This is a genomic window from Pseudomonas sp. Irchel s3h9 (genome assembly GCF_900187475.1).
Lineage (GTDB): Bacteria > Pseudomonadota > Gammaproteobacteria > Pseudomonadales > Pseudomonadaceae > Aquipseudomonas > Aquipseudomonas neuropathica.
Genome location: NZ_FYDH01000012.1, coordinates 45,778 through 69,529, shown reverse-complemented (window position 1 = coordinate 69,529; position 23,752 = coordinate 45,778). Strand labels below are relative to the sequence as shown.

The window sequence follows — 23,752 nt, the reverse complement described above, 5'->3', positions numbered from 1 at the left end:
CTTAGCGGCGATGCGCCAGCGAACGAACCAATCGATCACCCAGGCTTTGCACGCCCTGAACGAGGATCACCAACACCACCACCGTGGCAACCATCACTTCATTGTTGAACCGCTGATAGCCGTAACGGATCGCCAGATCACCGAGCCCGCCACCGCCGATCACCCCGGCCATCGAGGAAAAACCGATGAGCATCACCAGCGTCAAGGTGATCCCGGCCAGCAACGCCGGCAGCGCTTCGGGCAACAACACTTTGAAGATCACATGACCGATGTCGCCGCCCATGGCGAGGATCGCTTCGATGCGACCCTTGTCGACTTCGTCCAGAGCGTTTTCGACGATGCGCGCGAAGAACGGAAACGCACCGATGGTGATCGGCACCACGGCGGCGGTGCTGCCCAGCGTTGTGCCGACCACCAGCCGCGTCAGCGGGATCAGGGCAATCAGCATCACCACGAATGGCAGTGAACGGCCGAGGTTGACCACGCCACCCAGCACGGCATTCAGGCGTGGCATCGGCAACAGTCCGTCGCGACGACTGATAAACAGCAACACGCCTAACGGCAAGCCGATCAGCAGCGTGAACAGCCCCGCGAGCAGGACCATGTACAGGGTTTCACCGGTGGCGTTGAACACCAGTTGCAGGATTTCATCCCAATTGACCGTACGGTTCATGAGTGCGCAGCCCGTACGCCGTATTGTTTGAGAAAACTCAGGCCTGGCTCAGCGTGGCCCAGCGGCAAGCCGCAGGTCGGCCGCAGCGAAGCGCCCAGCTGGGATTGCGGATCGGCCAGCAGCCGTGGCACCGGCCCGGCTTCGACCAGACGTCCGTTGGCCATGAAAGCGGCGTGGTCGCAGATCGACTTGACCACCTCCAGTTCATGGGTGATCAGCACGATGGTCACGCCCAGTTGCCGATTGATGTCGCGAAGCAATTGCAGGATCGATTCGGTGGTTTCCGGATCGAGTGCACTGGTGGCTTCATCCGAAAGCAGGTACGCCGGCTCTGCGGCCAGGGCGCGGGCAATCCCGACGCGCTGTTTCTGGCCGCCGGACAATTGCGAGGGAAAGGCCTGCGCCTTGTCACTCAAACCGACCAGTTCCAACAGCTCGCGAACCCGCACGTGGCGCCACGGTTTGCCGACATTGGCAATCTCCAGCGGCACCGCGATGTTGTCGAATACCGTGCGCGAATGCAGCAGGTTGAAGCCCTGGAAGATCATGCCGATGCGCTGGCGTTGTTTGCGCAAGTCACTGTCGGACTGCTTCAGCAGATCCACACCGTCAATCAGGATCCGTCCGCTGTCTGGCCGTTCGAGCAGGTTGAGGCAACGCAGCAGCGTCGACTTGCCCGCCCCGCTACGCCCGAGAATCCCGTAGACCGCACCGTCGGGAATGCTCAGCGAGACCTGATCGAGTGCCGGTTGCGCGGCCGAAGGATAAGTCTTGCTCAACTGCTCGACGGCGATCATGGCTTGCTGCCCGCCACCGGAATCACTGAACCGGCGAAGTTATCGGTGATGTATTTGGCGACCTCGGGCGACGTCAGGTCCTTGGCCAGTTGCGCGATACGCGGGTCGTGCTCCAGCTTCGGCGTGGTCACCAGAATGTTGGCGTAGGGGTTGTGCTCGGCTTTCTCCAGACCCAAGGCATCCTTGGCCGGCACCAAACCTGCGTCGAGCGCGTAGTTGCCGTTGATCACGGCCAGATCGACGTCGTCCAACGAGCGCGGAATCTGCGGTGATTCGATTTCCAGGATCTTCAGCTGTTTCGGGTTCTCGGCGATGTCCTTGGGCGTTGCCTGGTCCGCCGCCGGGTCGTTGAAGCCGGATTTGAGTTTGATCAGGCCGTTGTCCTGCAACAGGTACAGCGCGCGGCTCAGATTGGTGACGTTGTTGGGCACGGCGACGGTGCCTTTTACCGGCACGTCGGCGAAACTTTTGTGCCGGTGCGAGTAAATGCCCAAGGGTTCGATATGCACCGTGGCCGCCACCGCCAGTTTCTCGCCGAGGGCCTTTTCCTGGGATTTCAGGTACGGCAGGTGCTGGAAGTAATTGGCGTCGACGTCACCGTGCACCAACAGCTCGTTGGAGTTCACGCCGTTGGGGATCTCGATGACTTTGAGGTTCAGCTGCGGATCGATCTTCTGGATGTACGCCAGAATCTGCGCGTGGGGCACCGGGTCGGCAGCCACGCGCAGCGGCTCAAGCGCCTGCGCACCGAACGACGTCACCAGCGCGCCGAGCACGGCCAGGGTCAAACCTGCTTTCTTGATCATGTGCGGAGTCCTTGAGCGGTGGTTGAGTCAGGCGGATTTACGAACGGGCGGTGGTGGCAGCAACGCATCGGCGTAGAAGCGCTGCGCGACATCGGGATGCGAGCGCAAACGACCCTTGAGGTAGTTCCAGCCAACATCGCGAAACAGCGGATTGAGCGGATCACTCGCCGGCCCGCGCGCCTCGCGCAACAGTGCGGTGGGCAGCGGATACAGCGGCACCACGGCATCCAGTTGCGCACCGAGGAAGAACGCGACAGACAGACGCTCACTGCCCTCCGGCGGCGACACGACTCGGTGCACCGTGGCCCGCAGATAACCGTTGCTGGCCAGTTCGAGCAGTTCGCCGATGTTCACCACCAGGGTGTTCTCACGCGGCAACGCGTCGATCCAGCGCCCCTCTTCGATCTCGACCTGCAGCCCGGCCTGCTGGTCTTGCAGCAGGAAGCTGAGGAAACCGGAATCCTTGTGCGCGCCGACACCCTGGTGGCTCGACTCGCTGGACTGGCCGGGATAGCGCATCAACTTGATGTGTTCGTTGGGTTTGTCGCCGTAGAGTTGATCGAACGCATCGGCGCGCAGCGACAACGCCTGAGCGAACGCACGCAGCAGGCGCAACGACATCCGCGTCATCGCCTCCTGCCATTCCAGCAGCAACGGTTTCAGTTCCGGCAGTGCCGTCGGCCATTGGTTGGGGCCTTGCAGCCTCGCCCAGAACGGGCTGCCCGCCGTCAATGGCAACGCCTCGCGCTCGGCACCCAGATCAAACTGCTCGCGCAGATCGGGCTGGCCACGGGTGATCTCCGAGGCGGCACGGTTGTAACCGCGAAAGTGCGGTGAATTGATCATGCCAACGGCGGTTTTTTCGCTGTCGGGCAAGGCGAAGAACTGCCGGGCGTGGGCTTGTACTTGCTTGAGCAAGTCACTGTCGATGCCGTGGCCCGTCAGGTAGAAGAAGCCGACGTCGCGGGCGGCGTGGCGCAGGTTTTCGAGAAATTCGTAGCGCTGTTGCGCCGTGCCTTCGAACAGCGACAGGTCCAGCGTCGGTAATCCGGTGATATCGAGGGTATGCGGCATGATTCACTCCCGTGTGAATCAAACCTGAAAAACCTGTGATCGATTCAGCGTGTGCCGTCATGGCAATCGGGGGTCTATCGGTTTGATGCGTTTTGATTCGTCGTTGAGACAAAACTAAACGATCTTAAAAATACGTAGCCAATATCTTTTTCGCATTACCTTAGGCCTCTTTTCCCCTCACCCCAGCCCTCTCCCAGAGGGAGAGGGAGCCGACCGGGTTGTCTTGCGGTATACGGCGACCTGAACAACCGGGTTGGATTCGGCGAAGATCGTTCAGGCCGGCGTAGCGTTGAAGATCACCTTGACCAGTTCCCCTCACCCCAGCCCTCTCCCGAGGGAGAGGGAGCCGACCGAGGTGTCTATCGCGATACATCGACCTGAACGACCGAGTCGGTTATGGATTCGACACAAACTGTTCAGGTCGGCGTGATGCTTAACAACAACGCGGTCAGTCCCCTCTCCCTCTGGGAGAGGGCTAGGGTGAGGGGCACTGACGACTCGGTATCAAGCGTCTTGCAGCGCACGCGGCCGTTGGCTGCGTTGTTCGGCACTGGCGTCCGGCGCCTGCTGCAACTGGAAGTCGAACTTCAGCTCGGCATAACGCCCCGACGCTGCATCCTCACCAAACACCACCTCCCCGACCAAGCCTTCACGGGTCGCGTAGGCGAAGTCATCCCACAGGTATTGATCACCCGAAAGATTGATCTGCGTGGTCAGATGCCGATGCCCCGGCGCGCTGATAAAGAAATGCACATGGGCCGGGCGCTGGCCATGGCGGCCGAGCTGGTTCAGGCATTCCTGGGTCGGCCCTTGCGGGTCGCAGCCATAACCGGACGGCACGATGCTGCGAGCGCGGTAACGGCCTTCGGCGTCGGTAATGATGCGTCGACGCAAGTTGTACTCGGACTGGCTCGGGTCGAAAAACGAGTAAGTGCCCTTGGTGTTGGCGTGCCACAGATCAACGGTGGCACCGGCCAGCGGCTGGCCATGCAGATCGAACACCTGGCCTTCGAGGTGCATGACGGTGGCGGCACCCTCCTCGCTGCCGTCATCCATGCGGCACTCGCCTTCACACAGCGGCGCGCCGGCAACGTACAGCGGGCCTTCGATGGTGCGTGGTGTGCCGCCGGTCAAGCCGATCTGTGCATCCTTGGCGTCCTGCAACAGGTCGAGGAAGTGCTCGATGCCAAGGCCGGCGACCAGTAATCCCGCCTCCGAACGAGCGCCCAGACGGTTGAGATAGTCGACCGCTTTCCAGAACTCGTCCTCGCTGATGTCGAGGTCTTCGATGATTTTCGCGCTGTCCTGCAAGATGCGCAGGACGATGGTTTTCAGCCGGGAGTTACCCTCGTCGTTGGCGAAACCGGCGGCTTCTTTGAAGAAGGCTTGCAACTCGGCGGTGTGGGCAATTTTCACGGTCATGGTGGTTACCTCATCTTGTTGTTGTGTGGTTCTCGCGAATCTTCAGGACAGACAACCTTCCCTGTGGGAGCTGGCTTGCCAGCGATTGCGGTGTGTCATCCAGCATTGATGGCGGCTGGTGTATTGCTATCGCTGGCAAGCCAGCTCCCACAGTGTTCAGGGATGGATTCGAAACCATGGATCAGCGATCGTCTGTATGGATCGACGACGGATGCCGACAGAGGCCGTCAACCTCGATGTCCATGTAGGGAAACAACGGCAAGCGCATCAGCGTGTCGTGCAGGGCCTCGACGCTCGGCACATCAAACACGCTGTAATTGGCGTAATGCCCGGCGATGCGCCACAGGTGCCGCCAGACGCCTTCGCGTTGCAGCCGTTGCGCCAGCTCCTTTTCGTCAGCCTTGAGCCGGGTGGCCAGCGACGGGTCCATATCGATGGGCAATTTCACGGTCATTTTTACGTGGAACAGCATGGTCACTCTCCTGATTCAGTGGCGACGAAAACGCGCCAGACGCTCTTCGTCCAGCGTCAGGCCCAGGCCTGGAGTTCGCGGAATGTGCAAGTGGAAATCGCGGTACTGCGGCGTTTCGGTGACGATGTCTTCGGTCAGCAACAACGGGCCGAACAGTTCGGTGTCCCAGGTCAGTTGCTTGAGCGTGAGGAAGGCGTGCGCCGAGGCCAGCGTGCCGATGGAGCCTTCGAGCATGGTGCCGCCATACAGCGCAATGCCGGCGGCTTCGGCGATCTGCGCGGTTCTGAGCACGGCACGCGGACCACCGTTCTTGGCGATTTTCAGGGCGAACACACTGGCGGCGCCGTCGGCGGCGAGGCTGAAAGCATCCTCGACGCTTTCGATCGATTCGTCGGCCATGATCGGCGCCGGGCTGCGCTGATTCAGGCGAATCTGCCCGGAGCGGTTGACCCGCGAAATCGGCTGTTCAATCAGGTCGATACCGTTGTCACCGAGCACCTGACAGCCGCGAATCGCTTGGGATTCATCCCAATACTGGTTGACGTCGACCCGCACACTGGCGCGCTCGCCCAAGGCTTTTTTGATCGCCACGACGTGCTTGAGATCCTGCTCCAGCGGGTTGGCGCCGATTTTCAATTTGAAGATGCGATGGCGACGTGCTTCGAGCATCTGCTCGGCTTCGGCAATGTCGCGGGCGGTGTCGCCGCTGGCCAGGGTCCAGGCCACTTCAAGGCTGTCTCGCACGCGGCCGCCGAGCAACTCGCTGACCGGCAGACCGAGGCGCTTGCCTTGCGCATCGAGCAGTGCACTTTCGATGCCGGACTTGGCGAAAGTATTGCCCTTGGCGATCTTGTCGAGCCGCTGCATCGCCGCGTTGATGTTGTTGGCGTCCATACCCACCAGCGCCGGCGCCAGATGCGCATCGATATTGGCTTTGATGCTTTCCGGGCTTTCATAACCGTAAGCGAGACCGCCGATGGTGGTGGCTTCGCCGATGCCTTCAATACCATCGCTGCAGCGCAGTCGCAGAATCACCAGAGTCTGCTTCTGCATCGTGTGCATCGCCAGTTTGTGCGGGCGAATGGTCGGCAGGTCGACGATGATCGTCGTCAGGTTTTCAATCAGAATTCGCTGCATTTCAATGTCCCTTGAAAAGTAGTCAACCGAGGTCGCCGCCACCGACCGGCAACGTCACGCCGGTGATGTACGAGGCGTCATCGGAAGCCAGAAAGAGGATCGCGCCGACCTGTTCGTCGAGGCTGCCGTAGCGTTTCATCAGGCTGCTGTTGAGGGTTTGCGCGACGATTTCCTGATACCAGGCCTGCTCTTGCGCTGACGGTTCGGCGGCATTGCGCGGGATGCGCCGGGGCGGCGCTTCGGTGCCGCCAGGAGCCGTGGCGTTGACGCGAATGCCGCGCTCTGCGTTTTCGAAGGCCAGACATGCTGTGAGTGCGTTGATGCCGCCCTTGGCGGCGCCGTACGGCACCCGATTGACGCTGCGGGTGGCAATCGACGAGACGTTGACGATGGCGCCGCGCCCTTGCTTGAGCATGTACGGCAGCGCTGCGTGGCAGCACCACAGCGTCGGGAACAGCGAACGGCGCACTTCCGCTTCAATCTGTTCGACTTCGTAATGCTCGAACGGCTTGGCCCAGATCGTGCCGCCGACGTTATTGATCAAAATGTCGAGACGGCCGAAGGTGTTGATGGCTTCAGCCATGACCCGCGCGCAATCGGCGTATTGCTCAAGGTCGGCGGTCAGCGCGAGAACGCCCTCGGCTTGCAGTTCGTGAACCAGTTCAGAGCGATCGACGGCGACGATTTGTGCGCCTTCGTTCAGCAGGCGTTCGCAGACGCGGCGGCCGATACCCTGCGCCGCGCCGGTGACCAGCGCGATCTTGTTGGAGAATCTGTTGTTCATGACAACCTCGAAAGAAGGGTTTCAGGCAGCCGCAGCAGCGAACTTTTCGTAGTAGAAGTTCGCCGGGGTGATGCCCTGCTCGCGGATGTATTGGCTGACCGCTTCGACCATCGGCGGCGGGCCGCAGAGGTACACGTCGACATCGCCTTCATTGAGGTGGCGCGGTTCAATGTGCTGGGTGACGTAGCCCTTGAGTGGATGCGCACTCAGCGGGTTGGCCACGCAGGCGCCGAAACTGAAGTCGGGAATGCGGGCGGCGAAGGCTTCGAGACGATCGAGTTCGACCAGATCGAAATCGTTGGTCACGCCGTAGATCAAATGCACGGGATGATCGCAGCCCTGCTCGGCGATCTTTTCCAGCATCGCGGTGAACGGTGCCAGGCCGGTGCCGCCCGCCAACAACAGCAGCGGCCGCTTGATCTCGCGCAGGTAGAAACTGCCCAACGGCCCGGCCAGGTTCATGCTGTCGCCGGCCTTGGCCAACCCGGTGAGAAAGCTGCTCATCAAGCCACCAGGCACGTTACGAATCAGAAAGCTGACCTCGCCGTTTTTCTGCAATGAGCTGAAGGAATAAGCGCGGGTCTGCTCGCTGCCGGGCACTTGCAGATTGACGTACTGGCCCGGCAGAAACGCCAGTTTGCTCAGCGCCTCGCCCTTGACCGACAAGGCAATGGTGCTCTCGGACAACTGCCGGACAGCGCTTATCGATGCCTGGAAGTTCGCTTGTTCGGTCTTGCACACCTGCGAGCCTGCCGGTACTCGCACCACACAATCGCTTTCAGCGCGCATCTGGCAGGTCAGCACATAACCTTGTGCGAGTTCGTCGGCGCTCAAGGCGTCTTCGATGAAGTTGTCGCCCATGTCGTAACGCCCGGCCTCGGCGAAACATTTGCAGGTGCCGCAGGCGCCATCGCGGCAGTCCAGCGGGATGTTGATGCCTTGGCGATAGGCCGCATCGGCGACGGTTTCATGGCCACCCGCCTCGATGAAACGAGTGACGCCGTCTTCGAAATTAAGCGCAATCTGGAAATTCATGGTGCACCTCGCCGTGTCGACTAGATGTGGTAGATGTCGATGACCTGACGGACGTAATCGTTTTTCAGCACGACTTTCTTAGCCTTGATCAGCGGCTGTTCGTCACGCAGATCGAGGGTGTAGAAACTGCTGCCGAAGTAGCTGTCGGTAACCTGATAGCGGAAGCTCAAGGTGTGCCAGTTGAAACGCACCTGGCATTGCCCTTCGCTGCGCTCGACGATTTCGATGTTGCTCAGGTTGTGTGAGGTGCGGGTGTCGGGAATGGTCGCGCTGGAGCGTTCGGTCTTGATCCGGAAGATGCGGTCTTCGAGACCGCCACGGTTGCCGTACCAGATCAGCGAGATTTCGCTTTGCGGGTCTTCGGTGAGGGTGTCGTTGTCGTCCCAGGCCGGCATCCAGAAAGTCGCGTCGGCGGCGTAGAGTTCCAGCCATTGATCCCACTGGCCGTCATCGAGATAGCGCGCTTCGCGGTAGAGGAAATCGCGCACGCTGTCGTAGAGGTTGCTCATCACACGGCCTCCACAGGGATCAGTTGTGATTCGCTGGCAGCGGCTTTGAGCATGGTTTCCTGCCAGTACTTGTGTTGCAGCACGAACAGGCCTTCGTCTTCGGTGCGCATACCGGAGAGCAGCGGCTTCAAGTCGATTTCCTCGGCGGCGGCATCGGCGCCTTCGACCCAGTGGGTCGCGCCCCGGGACATGTCGTTCCAGCCACGCCCGGCGCCGTAACCGGTCTGGCACGAGCGGAACTCTTCCAGATCATCCGGCGTGGCCATGCCGCTGACGTTGAAGAAGTCTTCGTACTGACGAATGCGTTTGGCACGGGCCTCGGCGCTCTCGCCTTTGGGGGCGATGCAGTAAATGGTGATTTCAGTCTTGTCGACCGAGATTGGCCGGGCGATGCGGATCTGCGAACTGAACTGATCCATCAGATACACGTTCGGGTACAGGCACAGGTTGCGCGAGTTTTCGATCATCCAGTCGGCTCGAGCCTGACCGAAATCACGGGCGAGTTCATCGCGGCGCTCGTAGGCGGGACGGTCTTCGGGGTTGGCCCAGCGGGTCCAGAGCAGCAGATGGCCGTGATCGAAGGAGTAAAAACCGCCGCCCTTCTTCGCCCAGCTGCCGGCGCTCATGGTCTTGATCGCTTCACCCGCTTCGCGTTGCTGGCGCTGGTTCTGGGTGGCGGCGTAGTTCCAGTGCACCGAGCTCACGTGGTAACCGTCGGCGCCATTTTCAGCGGTGAGTTTCCAATTGCCTTCGTAGATGTAGGAGCTGGAACCGCGCAGCACTTCCAGGCCTTCTGGCGACTGGTCGACGATCATGTCGATGATTTTTGCCGATTCGCCCAGATGCTCAGCGAGGGATTTCACATCGGCATTGAGGCTGCCGAACAGAAAGCCGCGATAGGACTCGAAACGCGCAACTTTGGTCAGATCATGGGAGCCTTCGCAGTTGAAGCCTGCGGGATAACCGGCTTCGCTCGGGTCTTTGACCTTGAGCAGTTTGCCACTGTTGTTGAACGTCCAGCCGTGGAACGGGCAGGTGTAGCTGGAGCGGTTGCCGGACTTGTGCCTGCACAACATGGCGCCGCGATGGCTGCAGGCATTGAGGAACGCATTGAGCACACCGTCCTTGTTGCGCGCGATGAAGATCGGCTGACGCCCCATGGTCGTGGTCAGGAAATCGTTGTTGTTGGGGAGCTGGCTTTCGTGGGCGAGGTAAATCCAGTTGCCTTCGAAGATGTGCGCCATCTCCAGTTCGAACAGCCGCGGATCGGTGAACATCTCCCGCTTGCAGCGGTAGGCGCCCTTCTCCTTGTCTTCTTCAAGCATGGCATTGAGGTAGTCGATTCCCAGGGACATGGCCGGGGCCTCCATTGTTATTGTTCAGGCCAGGTCAGATTAGGGAGGCGTAGCACGGGGCAATAGCCGAATCCTGCAGATCGCTATCCGTTTTGTGCAGGACGGCGCTGCAGGTGATTCAGGGAAGTTTCAGCGGGGAGTTTTAGTGGCGGCGTTTGAAGGTTTTCGACGGCAGTTCACCGAACTGCTGGCGATAGCTTTCGGAGAAACGGCCCAGGTGCAGGAAGCCGTAGTCGAGCGCCAGCTCGGTGAGGTTGCGCACCGGGCAGCTTGGGTCACTGAGGCAGGCGTGGATGCGCGCAAGCTTGCGTTGGCGGATGTATTGCATCGGCGTAACGCCCAGTTGGCGTTCAAACAAGGTGTACAGCGAGCGCGGGCTCATGCTCGCTTGAGCGGCCAAATGTTCAGCCGGCAAATCCAGTTTCAGGTTACGTTCGATGTAATCGACGATGCGTTCGAAGCTGATGTTCGGTGCACTCAGGCATTCACGGCTGACGTTGGTGTTCATCAGCGAAATCAGTTTGCTGCCGATGATCTGCGCGTAATGCTCCTGCACCCGAAGCAACGGATCGCTGGCCTCGGCTTCTTGACAGATCATCGCGAGCAGGTTGGTGAAGCCTTCCAGTTCATCAAGCTGATAGTGATTGCGCAGGAAACGGATACCGCTGGAGGGGTGCTGCCAACGCTGCTCGTTGCACACCGATTCGAGCACGCTGACCGGCACCTTGAGGATGAATTTCTCGCAGTCTTCCGAGTACGTCAGATCAACCGGATCATCCGGGTTGATCAACAACAACTCGCCCGGCACCAGATGCTGTTCGCGCTTGTGCCCGCGCCACAGGCAATTGCCTTGCAAGAGCACTTGCAGGTGGTAAACGGTCTCCAGCGCAACGGAGGTCACGCGCACGCTGCCGCCATAGCTGATGCGGGCCAGATCGAGATCGGCGAGTTTGCGATGGTTGAGGCTGGCTTGCGGGTGGGTGGTTCTGGACAGACCGATGAAGTGCTGGCCGACGTGCTGATTGACGTAGTCGGAGACGGCATAAGGGTCAGCGTGACGAAACACGCTGCTGCGATCGCTCAGCAGATGGCTGTCCATGGGGCATTGCTCATTGTTGTCGTTATTTTGGGATCACGGGGTTTCAGGCATCACCACTCACAGTACGCCGGAGTGTCACGGTGGGCAATTGGACGAAGGTTTGGGTATTCGATAATCGAACACTTCTTGCGGATTACGGCGTGGTTTGTCCAACGCCTACACTTGCCGAAGAAATGCCCTACACGCCAAAAAAACCCGATACAGAAAAATCCTACTTATGACAGTTTTAGAAAACAAAAAAAGCCCGTTTCAGTCGAAACTGAAACGGGCTTTTCCCACCTCAACGGCCTTTACTTCAGGTCGTCAAAGTGGTCTCGCAGGAACTCGTAAAAGCGAAAGGCTTTAAACAATCTCCATACAAGGCTCAGCGTACGCAGCAAAAGCTTCATACGTTTTGGCCTCCAGGGCTGGGGGCCAAACCTCCAGCAAGCTTACCGGATCATGCTTGCTTTCAGCCTGAACGTCAGTTCGACTAGTGAGGCGGCCGGTTGAAAGCCCTCTGAGCCATCATCCCGGCACGGGTGCAAAACCGTGTCAAAGGGAATGAAACTGTTAAGTTTTCCAGCCAGACCTCACTACCGAACCAACATACGAGCGCCTGCATCACAACCTCAATAAAAGGATTTCATGCAGAGAGTTTTATTGCCTTTGTAAACCGTTATTTCTGTCTGCTTATTAAAATAAACATACCTGGAAAAAGTCGTTCAAAAAAAGCTATTACCGTTGCAAGGTGGCGCAAAGGCTCATACTATCCTCACACGTCAGTTCGGCTAGTGAAGCAACAAACCTCGGTCGCAAACCAGGGTTTACAAAAAGAACCGCCCCGCAAAGGCGGTTTTTTTTCGTCTGTCTTTTTACTGCACCCGACGACGAAAAACAGCTCACAACACCCGCGCCCACGTCTGACTCAGCAGATCCTTGCCAAAGCTGTGAACCGCTTCTTCCTCCACCAACTCAAACCCGGCCTGCTGATAAATCTTGCGTGCAGCCGTCAGGTTGCTGGTCGTCCACAAGGTCATTTTCCGGTAACCCATCTGCCGGGCAAAGCGCAGGCACTCCTCGACCAGACGACTGCCAATGCCCAGACCCCGCGCGCTGGCGTCGACGTAGAGCATGCGCAGTTTGGCGGTAGTCGCGTCCTGGCGGACGATGAACACCGAACCGATGACCTTGCCGTCCTTTTCGGCAATCCAGCAGCGCTCACAGGTGGGGTCGTAATCGCGCAGGTACTTGGCGACCACCTCGGCCACTAGCGCCTCGAACTCCGAATTCCAGCCGTATTCGCGGGTATACAGTGCGGTTTGCTGTTGCATCACTGTACCCATGTCGCCGGGCTGCGGATCGCGTAATACGTAGGTTGAGTCTTTGTTGCCTTGCAGCAGTGTCTGGATCAGCGTCATGGCGCCGATCAGTTGTTTCTGCTGCGGTTCAGGCAATCGCTCGAGCATGGCGACGATCTGTTCGCGGGAGGCCTTTTCCAGCGGGACCAGAATTTCGCGCCCGAGGTCGGTGAGGTGCAATTGCGCAGCGCGGCCGTCCGTAGGCGACGGCACTTTCTGGATCAAGCCGTGCTTTTCGAAACCGCTGATGATGCGGCTCATGTAGCCGGCATTGAGGCCGAGCATCTGGCGCAGTTCAGCACTGGTCAGGTCACCGCGCGACGCCAGCTCATACAAAATGCGTAACTCGGTCAGCGAGTAGTCGCTTTGCAGCAGATGCTCCTGCAATACACCGATCTGATGGGTGTAGAAGCGGTTGAAACCGCGCACAACGTCGGCTTGCTCGAGGAGATGGCTGCTGGACATGGCAAACGCTCAGTTAATTGCTTAAAGCAACTATATATTTGCCAAAAGCAACCATGTCAACAGAAAGCTATCGGCACTTGGCCAACACCACCTGACAGGTGTCCGGCGTGCCCCCAGAGCGCCCGGCATAGCGGATGCAGTTGCTCATCGACTTCTGCCGGGCCATGTTCAAACTGGAGCCCCAGGCCAGACCGCCCTCACCGACCGAGGGCAAGGCTTTGGCGTAGCAGGCGTCCCCGACGCCGGAAGGCGGATAGTGTTTGCGGCCTGAGCAGCCTGCCGCCAACGCCAGGCTGAGGGCGATCAAGGTGAGTAAAACCCCGCGCGAGCATCGGTTAATCATCGCATTCCACCTGCCGCCAAAGGGCTCGTGACCTGCAGAGTCTAGCCCCCTCATCTGCACAAATCTTCTAAACGTCGATGAGCATTGCGCGGTATTTTATGGGGCCGCACCGTTCAATGGCGAACACTGGAGCCTTCGTGGATAAACGCAACTGGATCGAGCTGTCCCAGGATGCCGACACCGGGATTGAATCGATTCGTGCTCATTTTCAGGGGCATGCCTACGATCCGCACTGGCATGACAGCTTCCTCGTCGGCGTCACCGAGCAAGGCGTGCAGCAATTCAATTGCCGCCGAGTACGCCATCGCAGTACCCCGGGCAATGTGTTCCTGCTGGAGCCGGGGGAAATCCACGATGGCCAGGCGCCGACCGAGGAAGGTTTTACCTATTCGATGCTCTACCTCGATCCGCACTGGCTGGAGCGTGAAATGCACGCGCTGTTCGAAGACGCACCGTCCGACAGTCAGCCCGGTTTTGCCGACACGCTGAGTCAGGACCCGCGTCTGGCCACAGCGATCAATCACGCTTTCCATGCGTTGCATGACGGCGATCTGCGCATCGTCCGGCAGACCGCCATTGACGGTCTGCTGAGCTCGCTCACGCGTCATCTCGACTGGCGCAAGCGCCAGGTTTTCGATCCGCGCCTGCCGTTGGTGGCGCAACTGGCGCGGGATTATCTGCACGCGCACACCTATGAAGATATCGGTCTCGATGATCTCGCGCGGGTCTGCGGGGTGGACCGTTTCCGTCTCAGCCGGGCGTTCAAGTCTGCCTTCGGTCTGGCGCCGCACGCCTACCTGATCCAGTTGCGCCTGGCCAAGGCGCGGCAGTTGCTGGCGCGCGGTGAAACGCCGGCACAAGTCGCCAGCGTGCTCGGTTTTGCCGATCAGAGCCACCTCGGTCGCTGGTTCCGGCGTGCCTATCAACTGACGCCGGCGGATTACCGCAAACGCTGCTCAAACCTTCCAGACTGACGCACGCCGTCTGGCGATCATGGATACCTGTGTTGATTTTCAGGGAATCCCGATCATGGCGTCATTACTGCCCTTTCTGCTGTTTGCTTTCGTTGCCTCGATCACGCCGGGGCCGACCAATATTCTGGTGTTGAGCCACAGTTCGCGCCAAGGCCTGCTCGCCACATTGCCAATCATTTTTGGCGCCTGCGCGGCGGCGGCCCTGATCGTACTGATGGTCGGCCTCGGTGCCGGCGAAACGTTGCTGCGCTACCCGCGTGTGCAGCATGCCATGGCCTGGGGCGGCGTGCTCTGGTTGAGCTGGCTGGCGTGGCAGATCTTTCGCAGCACGCCGCCATCACTGAACCCGGCGGATGCCCAGGAAGAAAGTTTCAGCGTGCTGGGCGCTGCCATGCTGCAACTGGTCAATCCCAAGGTGTGGATGATGGCGGTGGCAGTGGTCAGCGTGTTTGTTGGCGGGGGTGACAAGACTCTGCGGCTGCTGGTGTTGTCACTGGCGTTTTTGCTGGTGTCGCTGCCGTGCATGACGTTCTGGGCATTGCTGGGTGTGGGCAGCGCACGGTTGATGGGTTCGCCACGGGCGTTCAAACGCATGAATGCGGCACTGGCGTTGTTGCTGCTGCTCTCGGCATGGCTGACCGTCCTGGCATAACGCCCCTGCAGGAGCTGCCGAAGGCTGCTTCTGCGGAGGAATGGGCTGTCAGCTCAGGCCACGTTCGATGAGGAATGCCGAGATGTAATCGATGAACGCCACCACCTTCGCCGTGGCCCGCCGATGGCTCGGGTACACCGCGAGAATGTGCGGGCCGAAGGTATCCGGGTCGATGTCGTAATCGGCCATGACCCGCACCAGTCGCCCGTCGGCAATGTACGGTGCGGCGCTCCACAGCGGCGTATGCAGCAAACCGCGCCCGGCCAAAGCACTGGCCAGCAGCAAGTCGTAATTGTCGCTGCGCAACCGCGGTGCCGCCGGTTGCGCCAGACTCAAGCGCTGCCCATCGCGCTCGGCCCACCAGAATTCGCGGCTGAGCAATGGGTGCTGATAGAGCAGCCACTCATGCTGCTCAAGGGTTTGCGGAGTCACCGGCAAATCCTTGCGCGCCAGGTACTCCGGACTGCCGCACAGGGCCAGTCGATTGCTACCCACCACCCGCGCAATCAGCCCCGGCAAGTCATCGTGGCCTTCACGCAGCGCCAGGTCGTAACCACTTTCCAGCAGGTTGACGAAGGCATCGCACAGGTCCACTTGCAGGCTGATCTGCGGGTATTGCTGCAGAAAGCCGTCACACACCTGATCGAGAAACGCCCGCCCATACGCCAGTGGTGCGGTGATTTTCAGGTTGCCGCGCAAGCCGTGCTGCAACTGCTCGATTTCCTCGCTGGCCTCGTCCAGCCGCTGCAACACCAGCCGTGCGGTTTCCAGGTACACCCGGCCGATTTCGGTAAGCAGAATCCGCCGTGTGCTGCGCTCAAACAGGCGTGCACCCAGCTCCGATTCCAGGTGATTGACCGCTTTGGTCAGCGCCGACGGGGTCTTGCCCAACTGCTCGGCGGCGCGGCTGAAACTGCCGAGCTGCGCAGTGACCACGAACATTTTCAATGCACCCAGTTTGTCCATGCTTTTTCCATTCAGGCAAAAACGTTTTTCGTGAGGGAGACGTTCTGTCGACCGCTGTCAGCCACTAATCTCGCCATCAGACGCAATAACAAGGAAATCTTCAATGAAAAGATTCATCCCGAGTCTGTTGGTAGTCGCTGTAAGTTTTGCCTCGATGGAAGCCATGGCCGCTCCTGATCTGATCCTGCTCAACGGCAAGATTTTCACTGCCGACCCCGCACAACCCAAGGCGCAAGCCCTCGCCGTAGAGAACGGCAAAGTGCTGAAGGTCGGCACCGACGCGCAGATCAAAGCCCTGATCGAATCCGGCACCCAAGTCATCGATCTCAAAGGCAAAGCGCTGATGCCCGGCCTGATCGACAGCCATTCCCACGCGATTTTCGGCGGACTGGAAATGGTCTCGGCGAACATGGAAGACGAAGTCGTCAGCCTCGACGAACTGCAAAAACGCCTGCGCGACTGGCGTGCAGACGGCAAGGCCAAACACGGCGACGTGCTGAGCATTGCCGGCATGAGTTCGGTTTACTGGGCGCAGGCCGAAGCCTTGGGCAACACCTTCAACAACGGCGAATGGGCCAATGTGCCGGTGGTGTTTATCGGCAGCGACCACCACACGGCGTGGGCCAACGACGTCATGCTCAAGCGCGCCGGGATTGATGCGGCCCTGCTGAAAACCCTGCCCGACGCAGAAAAAGACACCATCGGCAAACTGGCCAACGGTGAGCCGAACGGCTTTGTGGTCGACGCCGGTTGGGACCGGGTCGCCTCGAAGATGCCAGTGCCAAGCCCTGCCGACATGTTGAACGCCGCCAAATCAGCGGTGCGCTACAACAACAGCCTGGGCATCACCGCGTGGATGGACCCTGCCGCCAACGCCGCACCGGGTGAAGCGGTGTTCGCCCTCAAACCGACCGAGAAAACCGTCGGCGTGCTGCCGGCCTATAAAGCCCTGTCGGAAAGCGGCGACATGAGCGTGCACGTCGCCGCGCTGTTGGTGGCCAACCCGAAAAGCCTACCCTCCGACCTCGATACGCTGGACAAGGTGCGCCAGCAATTCCAGGGCATTCCCAACCTGACCCTGCCCGGGATCAAGATCTTCGCCGACGGCGTGATTGAATTCCCGGCACAGAGCGCGGCGATGATCGACCCGTACAGCAACTCGCACAAACAGGGCGAACTGCTGATCGATCCACAACACTTCGGCGAACTGGTCAGCGCCATCGACCAGCGCGGCTGGCTGGTGCACATCCACGCGATCGGCGACCGTGCGGTGCGGGAATCGCTGAACGGCATCGCCCAGGCACGCAAGGATCGCCAGAGCGGCGTGACCCACTCGATCACTCACCTGCAAATGGTCAACCCGCAAGAGTTCGCCCGCTTCAAACCGCTCAACGTCATCGCCTCGATGCAACTGCTGTGGGCCAGTGCCGACGACTACACCACCGACATGATCAAGCCCTACGTCAGCGCCCTCGCCTTCCGCTATCAGTACCCGGCGCATTCGCTGCTGAAACAGGGCGCGACGATCGCCGGCGCGAGTGACTGGCCGGTGTCGACACCGAATCCGTTCAACGCCATGGCCCAGGCGATTACCCGTGTCGGACCGTTGGGTGTGCTCAATGCCGATGAGCGTCTGGACCGTGAAACCATGTTCTACGCCTACACCGTCAACGCCGCGCGGACCATTGGCCTGGAGAAGCAGATCGGCTCGCTGACGCCGGGCAAGCAGGCTGACTTTATCGTGCTCGACCGCGATGTGTTCAGCGTCGACAACAAGGCCCTGCATGACACCCAGGTTTTGCAGACCTGGTTCGGCGGCCGTCAGGTCTACACCGCCACCCAATAACAACATTGATCCCCCTGTAGGAGCTGCCGAAGGCTGCGATCTTTTGACTTTGATTTTAAAAACCAAGATCAAAAGATCGCAGCCTTCGGCAGCTCCTACAGGTTTACCTCCTGCCCCCATAACAATCACAACATCGGGACTTCACATGAAAGCCTTGCCCCTGTTCGCCCTGAGTTTCTTGAGCGTGCTGCCCTTGAGCAGCTTTGCGATCCCTTTAAACGATGACTTTGCGCTGTTGGTGGATCTCACTTTAGCCAGTGATTACCGCACCCGGGGCATCTCGCAAACCCAGAACGACCCTGCCATGCAGGCCGGCCTGACTCTCGCGCACAGCAGCGGTCTGTACCTCGGCGCGTGGAGTTCCAACGTCGATTTCGGCGGCGGCCTGAAAACCCGTCAGGAAGTCGATTACTACGGCGGCTGGCTGTGGCAGGCGACCGAGGAAGTCAGCCTCGATCTGGGCTACATCAAGTACGCCTACCCCAAGGAAAGCCAGTTCAACCAGAGCGAGGTCTACGGGATTCTCGGGGTTTATGGGGTGAAGCTGGCGGCGTATTACTCCAGTGATGCGCCGGGAATTGATAGCAAACAGAGTTCGCTGTACAGCTACATCGGTTATGAAACTGAACTGCCGTACGACTCGGGGTTGAAGCTGCGTTACGGCAATATGGATTTCAAGGATCCGCATTTGTACTCGGCGTCCGGGCAGGCCGAGGACAGCTATCGCGAGTGGGAAGTCAAACTCACCCATAACCTCGCCGGCGTGGTACTGGGCCTGAGCTACATCGACACCGATCTCTCACAAACCCAATGTCTGAGCAATTGGGGTTTCAAAGACGTCTGCACCGCCACCGTCGTCGCCAGCGTCAGCAAATCTTTCTGACCCAGCGAAATCCCACTGTAGGAGCTGCCGAAGGCTGCGATCTTTTGATCTTGATGTTAAGAACAACATCAAAAGATCGCAGCCTTCGGCAGCTCGTACAGGAAATGGGGGTCGAACTTGTTACAGGATGTTTACAAATTTTTTACTAATGCTCTTCTACAGTTACACGCGTAACCGCGTGATGTTCTATTCAAGTAGAGGAATGTTTGACATGGCTTTGGGCAACGGACTGCGCTTACCGTCCATCACGCCTACCCGGCTGGTGCTGCTGTTCTCCCTGGCGCTGGTGGCGTTGTACAACCTGGCGACCTGGGAGGCGCTGGGCACTCTGATCACCCTGCAAGGCGCGCACAAACTGGCGTTTTTCGCCTCGTTCGCGCTGTTTTTGTGGGCCGCGATCACCCTGCTGCTGACACTGGTGTCGTTTCGCTGGACACTGAAACCGGTGCTCACCGTGGTCGCCCTGCTCTCGGCCTGCGCCGCGTATTTCATGAATGAATACGGCATCGCCATCGACACGGTGATGATGCAGAACGTCTTCGAAACCAACCCCGCCGAAGCCACCGCGTTGTTCAGCGGCAAGCTGCTGGCTTACGTGCTGTTGCTCGGTGTATTGCCGGCGGCGTTGATCTGGCGCTGGCCGGTCAGTTATCGGCCGTTCTTTCGCGGTCTGCTCAACAAGATGCTGGTGATCATCGCCTGTGTGCTGGTGATCGCCGCCTCGGTGGGCGCGTTCTATTCGACCTACGCGCCAATCTTCCGCGAAGAAGACAAACTCACCCACTTCATCAACCCGACCAACTACATCTACGCGATCAGCAAGTACACCAAGCAACGCCTGGGCATCAAAAAGCATTTCGTGGTGCAGGCCATCGGCGAAGACGCGGTGATGAGCGCCAAGGCGGCCAGCCGCGAGAAGAAATCGCTGATGGTCTTCGTGGTCGGTGAAACTGCTCGCGCCGATCACTTCTCGCTGAATGGCTACGAGCGCGATACCAATCCCGAACTGAGCAAACTCGACATCCTCAACTTCACTCAGGTGCATTCCTGCGGCACGTCGACGGCGGTCTCGGTGCCGTGCATGTTCTCGATGTTCCCGCGTGAGGATTACAGCGACAAGAAAGGCAAAACCTACGAAGGCCTGCTTGACATTCTCCAGCGTGCCGGCGTGCAAGTGCTGTGGCTCGACAACAACAGCGACTGCAAAGGCACCTGCCTGCGCGTACCGCATCGCGACATTTCGAAGAATCAGCCGGGGCCATTCTGCGACGGCAACAACTGCCTCGACGAGGCGCTGTTGCAAGACCTGCAAAGCTACATCGACAGCCTCAAGGGCCACGCGATCATCGTCCTGCACGCCGACGGTAGCCACGGCCCCGAGTACTACGAGCGGTATCCGAAAGACATGGAGCGCTTCAAACCGATCTGCCACACCAACCAGTTGGGCAGTTGCAGCCGCGATGAACTGGTGAACGTGTACGACAACACGATTCTGTACACCGACCATTTCCTTGCCAAGGTCATCGAACTGCTCAAGCGCAATCAGGACTCACTGGACACGTCGATGGTTTACGTCTCCGATCACGGCGAATCGCTGGGCGAGAACGGGCTGTACCTGCACGCGGCGCCGTATGCGCTGGCGCCGCAAGCGCAGACCCATGTGCCGATGGTGATGTGGTTTGGCAATGGCACGCTCGCCAGTGAAGGGATCGATCGCGGTTGTTTGCAAGGCAAGACCGGGCAGGCGGACCTGAGCCATGACAACCTGTTCCACTCGGTGCTGGGGTTGTTTGATGTGAGGACGTCGGTGTATCAGCCGGGGCTGGATATTTTTCATGGCTGCCGGCCGGCGATGACGGCCACGAATTAACCAAACACTGAAGATCCCTGTGGGAGCTGGCTTGCCAGCGATAAGGCCGGCACATCCGGCATCTGTGTTGACTGACAAGCCGCCATCGCTGGCAAGCCAGCTCCCACAGGGAATGGTGCTCTCAGGAGGTGAGGTTTGCCAGATAGGCCCACGGGTAGATGCCGCGTTGATGGCCATCGCTGAAGATCATTTGCACGCCGTAGCCCTGCGGGTTGAGTTCGATCAGGCGCACGCGATCATCCACCAGTGGTGTCATGCCTTTGAGGCGAAACGCGCGGCATTGCGAGCACGGGCACTGGCGGCGCAGTTCGGCGTGATAGAGCTGTTGTTCGCGGGCGTCCGGCCAGCTCAAGCGCAAGGTGCCTTCGCTTTGCGAATTAGCCATCGACAGCGGGTTCATTGCAACTGACTCAAGGCGATGCGCACGGCTTTGCGCACCTCCGGGTCGCCGTCGTCCTGCGCAGCCTGCAACGCGGCCACGGCGCCGCGATCATGCAGTTCGCCCAAGGCCAGCGCGGCTTCCTTGCGCAGGTTGCTGATGCGATGGCCGAGGGTGTCGATCAGGGCGTCCAGCGCCGGGGCGAAACGTAAACGGCCGAGGCTGCGGGTAGCGCGCAGGCGCACTTGCCAATAATCATCGCTCAAGGCTTCGACGAGCGCGGAACCAGCGTCAATGTGGCCGACCTTGCCCAAGGTCGTCGCGGCTTCTTCGCGTACTTGCCAGGCGTCATCCCGCAAGGCCTGGCGCAGGGCTGGCAACACTTCGGCGCTGGAGGCCAAGCCCAAAGCGCCAGTCGCAGCACGGCGTACTTCGGTGTCGGGGTCAGCGCTGGCCAATCGTGCCAGGGCGGGCAATGCGTCGAGCTGCTTGAGCCAGCCGAGCACGCCCACGGCTTCACGACGAACGCTGGCGTCGGCATCGTTCAGCGCCGAAACCGCTGCCGGCGCGGCTGCGGCGAAACGCAACTCACGCAAGGCACGGAATGCGGCGATACGCACACTGACGTCGGCGTGATCGGTCCACGGCAAAATCACCTGCCCCGCCGCTTCCGTTTTGAGCAAGCTCAGGCTCTGCGCGGCGGCCGATTGCACGGCGGGCGACGTGTCGGTCAAGGCTTCACACAAGGCTTGCACGACGCCCTCATCTTCCCAGGCTTCCAGCAAACGTGCGGCTTCAGCGCGAACCTCTTCGGCGGGATCTTGCCTCAGGCGATCAACCAGCCAGAGCAAGCCATCCGGTTCTTCCAGATCCGCCAGATCAATCAGCGCAATGCGTCGCACACCGGCGTCTTCGGCAGTCAGGCGCGGTTGCAGATCGAGAATGTCCTGGTTATCGGTCACAGCAAATATAGAGGTCATAGGGCAAATCGCGGCAAAGGGTTTTCGGGAGGCAGACCGAGCGGGTTGAGGCGCGGCAGCGGTCGGTCGTTGTCGTGGCGTAGCAGGTCGAGGCAGTGGCGTTTGAGTCGGGAGAATTCGGGGCTGGTGACCAGTTCGCTGGTGCGTGGCCGGGCGAAATCCAGGCGCAAGTCTTCGATGATTCGCCCCGGTCGCGCGCTCATCACTAGCAAGCGGTCGGCGAGGAACAGTGCCTCGTCGATGTCGTGAGTGACGAACACCACCGTGGTACGGATACGCGTCCAGATGTCCAGCAGCAGTTCCTGCATGTTCAGACGTGTCAGCGCATCCAACGCGCCGAACGGCTCGTCCATCAACAGCAGACGCGGGCGGTTGACCAGCACGCGGGCGATCTCCACCCGTTGCTGCATGCCGCCGGAGAGTTGATCGGGCCAGCGTTCGGCAAATCCGTCGAGGCCGACCAGTTTGAGGATTTCATCGGCGGCGCGGTGGCGCTCAGCCTTGCCGATACCACGCATTTTCAGGCCGAAAGCCACGTTGTCACGCACCGTACGCCACGGAAACAGCGTGTGGTGCTGGAACACCATGCCGCGCTGTGGAGACGGCCCGGACACCGCCGCGCCATCGACTTTCAGACTGCCGGCATGAGCGCTGAGGTGACCGGCCAAGGCGCCAAGCAAGGTCGATTTGCCGCAACCGGACGGACCAAGAATGCACACGAACTGACCCGGTTCAATCTGGCAATCAAGTTCGCGCACGGCTTCGAACGCTTCACGCCCTGCGCCGAGGACGATGGATAACTGGCGAATGTCGATCCGCCCTTCCGGGGTTTGCATCACGCTCATCAGGCTTTTCCTCGCGGTCGATGCCAAGGCGTGAACAACCCGCCCAGGCGTTTGATCAGCAGACTGCTGCCCATGCCCAGCACGCCGATCAGCAACATGCCGACGACGATGTCGGCGTAGTTCTGAATCGTGTAGGACTCCCAGGTGTAATAACCGATGCCGAACTGACCGGAGATCATTTCCGCAGTGACCAGACAGAACCATGAGGTACCCATGCCGATCGCCAGGCCGGTGATGATGCTGGGTGCGGCGCCGGGCAGGATCACTTCCAGCAGGATCGACCGGCGCCCTGCCCCGAGGCTTTTCGCGGAGGCGATCAGACGCGGGTCGACGCCTTCGACGCCGTGCACGGTGTTGAGCAGAATCGGAAACAGCGCGCCGGTGAAGGTGATGAAGACCATCGACAGTTCGGAGGATGGGAACATCAGGATCGCCAGGGGGATCCACGCGACGGCGGGGATTGGGCGCAGGACTTCCAGCGGTGGCAGCAGCAGGTCTTCGGCCCACTTCGAACGGCCAATGGCCAGGCCGAGAGCAATGCCGATGACTAGCGCCGCGAGGTAGCCGGCGAACACACGGCTGAGGCTGGCGGTCAGGTGCTGCAGGAGCTTGCCGGAGTCGCCCAGGCCTAGCGCTGCTTCGATCACGGCCACGGGGGTGGGCACGTTGGCGAAGGTGACGAGGCCGAGGTTCCAGTGGTGGCTGGCGGCGAGTTGCCAGAACAGCAGGCAGAGCAGCAGTGACGCGGCTCTTGATGTCCAGCGGATGGGTGTTTTCATCGAGCGGGTTTCCGGTTCTGGATCTGTGTGATGACTGATATTTACCCCCTCACCCCAGCCCTCTCCCCCAGGGGGGCGAGGGGGAAAGGGAGCCGATCTTCGTGCTTTTCAAAACCTGCGTTCGGCTCGAAAGGGAGCCGACCTGCGTGCTTTTCAAAACCTGAGTTCGACTCGAAAGGGAGCCGACCTGCGTGCTTTTCAAAACCTGAGTTCGACTCGGTATTTCAGGTCGGCGTAGCGAGTCCAAACACCGCGGTCAGTCCCCTC

General features: G+C 60.0%; 24 protein-coding genes. 5 read left to right on the top strand and 19 right to left on the bottom strand.

The genetic code is table 11. The features are described from left to right. Nucleotide 1 precedes the first annotated feature (1 nt). The 14 genes from CKW26_RS20200 to CKW26_RS20135 form a co-directional block, all read right to left on the bottom strand. Nucleotides 2-673 (bottom strand): methionine ABC transporter permease, encoded by a 672-nt coding sequence (locus CKW26_RS20200; protein WP_007950374.1) that lies wholly within the window; start codon nucleotides 671-673, stop codon nucleotides 2-4. Next, nucleotides 670-1,470: a methionine ABC transporter ATP-binding protein gene (locus CKW26_RS20195; protein ID WP_095049872.1), complete on the bottom strand. Its 801-nt coding sequence runs from the start codon at nucleotides 1,468-1,470 to the stop codon at nucleotides 670-672. Before CKW26_RS20195 ends, CKW26_RS20200 begins: the two co-directional genes overlap by 4 nt. Next, entirely contained in the window at nucleotides 1,467-2,276 is an 810-nt protein-coding gene (locus tag CKW26_RS20190) for a MetQ/NlpA family ABC transporter substrate-binding protein (protein ID WP_095049871.1), read from the bottom strand. The genes CKW26_RS20195 and CKW26_RS20190 overlap by 4 nt, the downstream gene beginning before the upstream one ends. 27 nt (nucleotides 2,277-2,303) lie before the next feature. Next, a complete protein-coding gene (locus CKW26_RS20185) occupies nucleotides 2,304-3,350 on the bottom strand; it encodes an isopenicillin N synthase family oxygenase (protein WP_095049870.1) in 1,047 nt (348 codons plus the stop codon). A 504-nt stretch (nucleotides 3,351-3,854) separates the two neighbouring features. Next, the gene (gene catA / locus CKW26_RS20180; RefSeq protein ID WP_095049869.1) at nucleotides 3,855-4,772 is read right to left on the bottom strand and encodes a catechol 1,2-dioxygenase; all 918 of its coding nucleotides are present in this window, start codon (nucleotides 4,770-4,772) and stop codon (nucleotides 3,855-3,857) included. Between the two features lie 181 nt (nucleotides 4,773-4,953). Then, a complete protein-coding gene (catC, locus tag CKW26_RS20175; protein WP_095049868.1) occupies nucleotides 4,954-5,244 on the bottom strand; it encodes a muconolactone Delta-isomerase in 291 nt (96 codons plus the stop codon). Nucleotides 5,245-5,259: 15 nt separating this feature from the next. After that, entirely contained in the window at nucleotides 5,260-6,381 is a 1,122-nt protein-coding gene (locus CKW26_RS20170; RefSeq protein ID WP_095049867.1) for a muconate cycloisomerase family protein, read from the bottom strand. A gap of 22 nt (nucleotides 6,382-6,403) precedes the next feature. After that, nucleotides 6,404-7,165, bottom strand: coding sequence for a 1,6-dihydroxycyclohexa-2,4-diene-1-carboxylate dehydrogenase (locus CKW26_RS20165; protein WP_095049866.1), 762 nt, complete (start codon nucleotides 7,163-7,165; stop codon nucleotides 6,404-6,406). Nucleotides 7,166-7,186: 21 nt separating this feature from the next. Then, entirely contained in the window at nucleotides 7,187-8,200 is a 1,014-nt protein-coding gene (gene benC / locus CKW26_RS20160; RefSeq protein ID WP_095049865.1) for a benzoate 1,2-dioxygenase electron transfer component BenC, read from the bottom strand. Between the two features lie 20 nt (nucleotides 8,201-8,220). Then, nucleotides 8,221-8,709 (bottom strand): benzoate 1,2-dioxygenase small subunit, encoded by a 489-nt coding sequence (gene benB, locus CKW26_RS20155; protein WP_095049864.1) that lies wholly within the window; start codon nucleotides 8,707-8,709, stop codon nucleotides 8,221-8,223. Continuing rightward, nucleotides 8,709-10,064, bottom strand: coding sequence for a benzoate 1,2-dioxygenase large subunit (gene benA, locus CKW26_RS20150; RefSeq protein ID WP_093433482.1), 1,356 nt, complete (start codon nucleotides 10,062-10,064; stop codon nucleotides 8,709-8,711). Before benA ends, benB begins: the two co-directional genes overlap by 1 nt. A gap of 142 nt (nucleotides 10,065-10,206) precedes the next feature. Next, entirely contained in the window at nucleotides 10,207-11,163 is a 957-nt protein-coding gene (locus CKW26_RS20145) for an AraC family transcriptional regulator (protein ID WP_095049863.1), read from the bottom strand. Between the two features lie 881 nt (nucleotides 11,164-12,044). Continuing rightward, a complete protein-coding gene (locus CKW26_RS20140; RefSeq protein WP_095049862.1) occupies nucleotides 12,045-12,968 on the bottom strand; it encodes a helix-turn-helix domain-containing GNAT family N-acetyltransferase in 924 nt (307 codons plus the stop codon). A gap of 67 nt (nucleotides 12,969-13,035) precedes the next feature. Next, the gene (locus tag CKW26_RS20135) at nucleotides 13,036-13,311 is read right to left on the bottom strand and encodes a hypothetical protein (RefSeq protein WP_095049861.1); all 276 of its coding nucleotides are present in this window, start codon (nucleotides 13,309-13,311) and stop codon (nucleotides 13,036-13,038) included. Between the two features lie 137 nt (nucleotides 13,312-13,448). Here CKW26_RS20135 and CKW26_RS20130 point away from each other — a divergent pair, with 137 nt between their 5' ends. Beyond that, on the top strand, nucleotides 13,449-14,285 hold the full coding sequence (locus CKW26_RS20130; protein WP_095049860.1) for an AraC family transcriptional regulator: 837 nt from the start codon (nucleotides 13,449-13,451) through the stop codon (nucleotides 14,283-14,285). Between the two features lie 55 nt (nucleotides 14,286-14,340). Further along, nucleotides 14,341-14,937 (top strand): LysE family translocator, encoded by a 597-nt coding sequence (locus CKW26_RS20125; RefSeq protein ID WP_095049859.1) that lies wholly within the window; start codon nucleotides 14,341-14,343, stop codon nucleotides 14,935-14,937. Between the two features lie 48 nt (nucleotides 14,938-14,985). Here CKW26_RS20125 and CKW26_RS20120 read toward each other — a convergent pair whose 3' ends face one another. Next, nucleotides 14,986-15,903, bottom strand: a complete 918-nt coding sequence (locus CKW26_RS20120) for a LysR family transcriptional regulator (RefSeq protein ID WP_095049858.1) — start codon at nucleotides 15,901-15,903, stop codon at nucleotides 14,986-14,988. Between the two features lie 103 nt (nucleotides 15,904-16,006). Between CKW26_RS20120 and CKW26_RS20115 the strand changes: the two genes are divergently transcribed. From CKW26_RS20115 to CKW26_RS20105, 3 genes are all read left to right on the top strand, one after another. Then, a complete protein-coding gene (locus CKW26_RS20115) occupies nucleotides 16,007-17,749 on the top strand; it encodes an amidohydrolase (protein WP_095049857.1) in 1,743 nt (580 codons plus the stop codon). Nucleotides 17,750-17,894: 145 nt separating this feature from the next. Next, on the top strand, nucleotides 17,895-18,632 hold the full coding sequence (locus CKW26_RS20110; protein ID WP_095049856.1) for a TorF family putative porin: 738 nt from the start codon (nucleotides 17,895-17,897) through the stop codon (nucleotides 18,630-18,632). 211 nt (nucleotides 18,633-18,843) lie between these two features. Next, the gene (locus CKW26_RS20105; RefSeq protein ID WP_095049855.1) at nucleotides 18,844-20,502 is read left to right on the top strand and encodes a phosphoethanolamine transferase; all 1,659 of its coding nucleotides are present in this window, start codon (nucleotides 18,844-18,846) and stop codon (nucleotides 20,500-20,502) included. Nucleotides 20,503-20,623: 121 nt separating this feature from the next. Here the strand turns inward: CKW26_RS20105 and CKW26_RS20100 are convergent, their stop codons facing one another. Genes CKW26_RS20100 through CKW26_RS20085 form a run of 4 tightly spaced genes read right to left on the bottom strand, consistent with a single transcriptional unit; the run spans nucleotide 20,624 to nucleotide 23,485 of the window. Beyond that, nucleotides 20,624-20,902, bottom strand: a complete 279-nt coding sequence (locus CKW26_RS20100) for a DUF971 domain-containing protein (RefSeq protein WP_095049854.1) — start codon at nucleotides 20,900-20,902, stop codon at nucleotides 20,624-20,626. Then, complete coding sequence (locus tag CKW26_RS20095; protein ID WP_095049853.1) at nucleotides 20,899-21,861, bottom strand: HEAT repeat domain-containing protein; 963 nt, start codon at nucleotides 21,859-21,861, stop codon at nucleotides 20,899-20,901. Before CKW26_RS20095 ends, CKW26_RS20100 begins: the two co-directional genes overlap by 4 nt. Beyond that, nucleotides 21,858-22,706: an ABC transporter ATP-binding protein gene (locus CKW26_RS20090; protein WP_095049852.1), complete on the bottom strand. Its 849-nt coding sequence runs from the start codon at nucleotides 22,704-22,706 to the stop codon at nucleotides 21,858-21,860. The genes CKW26_RS20095 and CKW26_RS20090 overlap by 4 nt, the downstream gene beginning before the upstream one ends. Continuing rightward, nucleotides 22,706-23,485 (bottom strand): ABC transporter permease, encoded by a 780-nt coding sequence (locus tag CKW26_RS20085; RefSeq protein ID WP_095049851.1) that lies wholly within the window; start codon nucleotides 23,483-23,485, stop codon nucleotides 22,706-22,708. Before CKW26_RS20085 ends, CKW26_RS20090 begins: the two co-directional genes overlap by 1 nt. Nucleotides 23,486-23,752: the final 267 nt, after the last annotated feature.

Coding starts and splice junctions, on each gene's coding strand:
- CKW26_RS20200 (WP_007950374.1), bottom strand. CDS start 673: ATGAACCGTACGGTCAATTGGGATGAAATCCTGCAACTGGTGTTCAAC.
- CKW26_RS20195 (WP_095049872.1), bottom strand. CDS start 1,470: ATGATCGCCGTCGAGCAGTTGAGCAAGACTTATCCTTCGGCCGCGCAA.
- CKW26_RS20190 (WP_095049871.1), bottom strand. CDS start 2,276: ATGATCAAGAAAGCAGGTTTGACCCTGGCCGTGCTCGGCGCGCTGGTG.
- CKW26_RS20185 (WP_095049870.1), bottom strand. CDS start 3,350: ATGCCGCATACCCTCGATATCACCGGATTACCGACGCTGGACCTGTCG.
- catA (WP_095049869.1), bottom strand. CDS start 4,772: ATGACCGTGAAAATTGCCCACACCGCCGAGTTGCAAGCCTTCTTCAAA.
- catC (WP_095049868.1), bottom strand. CDS start 5,244: ATGCTGTTCCACGTAAAAATGACCGTGAAATTGCCCATCGATATGGAC.
- CKW26_RS20170 (WP_095049867.1), bottom strand. CDS start 6,381: ATGCAGCGAATTCTGATTGAAAACCTGACGACGATCATCGTCGACCTG.
- CKW26_RS20165 (WP_095049866.1), bottom strand. CDS start 7,165: ATGAACAACAGATTCTCCAACAAGATCGCGCTGGTCACCGGCGCGGCG.
- benC (WP_095049865.1), bottom strand. CDS start 8,200: ATGAATTTCCAGATTGCGCTTAATTTCGAAGACGGCGTCACTCGTTTC.
- benB (WP_095049864.1), bottom strand. CDS start 8,709: ATGAGCAACCTCTACGACAGCGTGCGCGATTTCCTCTACCGCGAAGCG.
- benA (WP_093433482.1), bottom strand. CDS start 10,064: ATGTCCCTGGGAATCGACTACCTCAATGCCATGCTTGAAGAAGACAAG.
- CKW26_RS20145 (WP_095049863.1), bottom strand. CDS start 11,163: ATGGACAGCCATCTGCTGAGCGATCGCAGCAGCGTGTTTCGTCACGCT.
- CKW26_RS20140 (WP_095049862.1), bottom strand. CDS start 12,968: ATGTCCAGCAGCCATCTCCTCGAGCAAGCCGACGTTGTGCGCGGTTTC.
- CKW26_RS20135 (WP_095049861.1), bottom strand. CDS start 13,311: ATGATTAACCGATGCTCGCGCGGGGTTTTACTCACCTTGATCGCCCTC.
- CKW26_RS20125 (WP_095049859.1), top strand. CDS start 14,341: ATGGCGTCATTACTGCCCTTTCTGCTGTTTGCTTTCGTTGCCTCGATC.
- CKW26_RS20120 (WP_095049858.1), bottom strand. CDS start 15,903: ATGGACAAACTGGGTGCATTGAAAATGTTCGTGGTCACTGCGCAGCTC.
- CKW26_RS20115 (WP_095049857.1), top strand. CDS start 16,007: ATGAAAAGATTCATCCCGAGTCTGTTGGTAGTCGCTGTAAGTTTTGCC.
- CKW26_RS20110 (WP_095049856.1), top strand. CDS start 17,895: ATGAAAGCCTTGCCCCTGTTCGCCCTGAGTTTCTTGAGCGTGCTGCCC.
- CKW26_RS20105 (WP_095049855.1), top strand. CDS start 18,844: ATGGCTTTGGGCAACGGACTGCGCTTACCGTCCATCACGCCTACCCGG.
- CKW26_RS20100 (WP_095049854.1), bottom strand. CDS start 20,902: ATGAACCCGCTGTCGATGGCTAATTCGCAAAGCGAAGGCACCTTGCGC.
- CKW26_RS20095 (WP_095049853.1), bottom strand. CDS start 21,861: ATGACCTCTATATTTGCTGTGACCGATAACCAGGACATTCTCGATCTG.
- CKW26_RS20090 (WP_095049852.1), bottom strand. CDS start 22,706: ATGAGCGTGATGCAAACCCCGGAAGGGCGGATCGACATTCGCCAGTTA.
- CKW26_RS20085 (WP_095049851.1), bottom strand. CDS start 23,485: ATGAAAACACCCATCCGCTGGACATCAAGAGCCGCGTCACTGCTGCTC.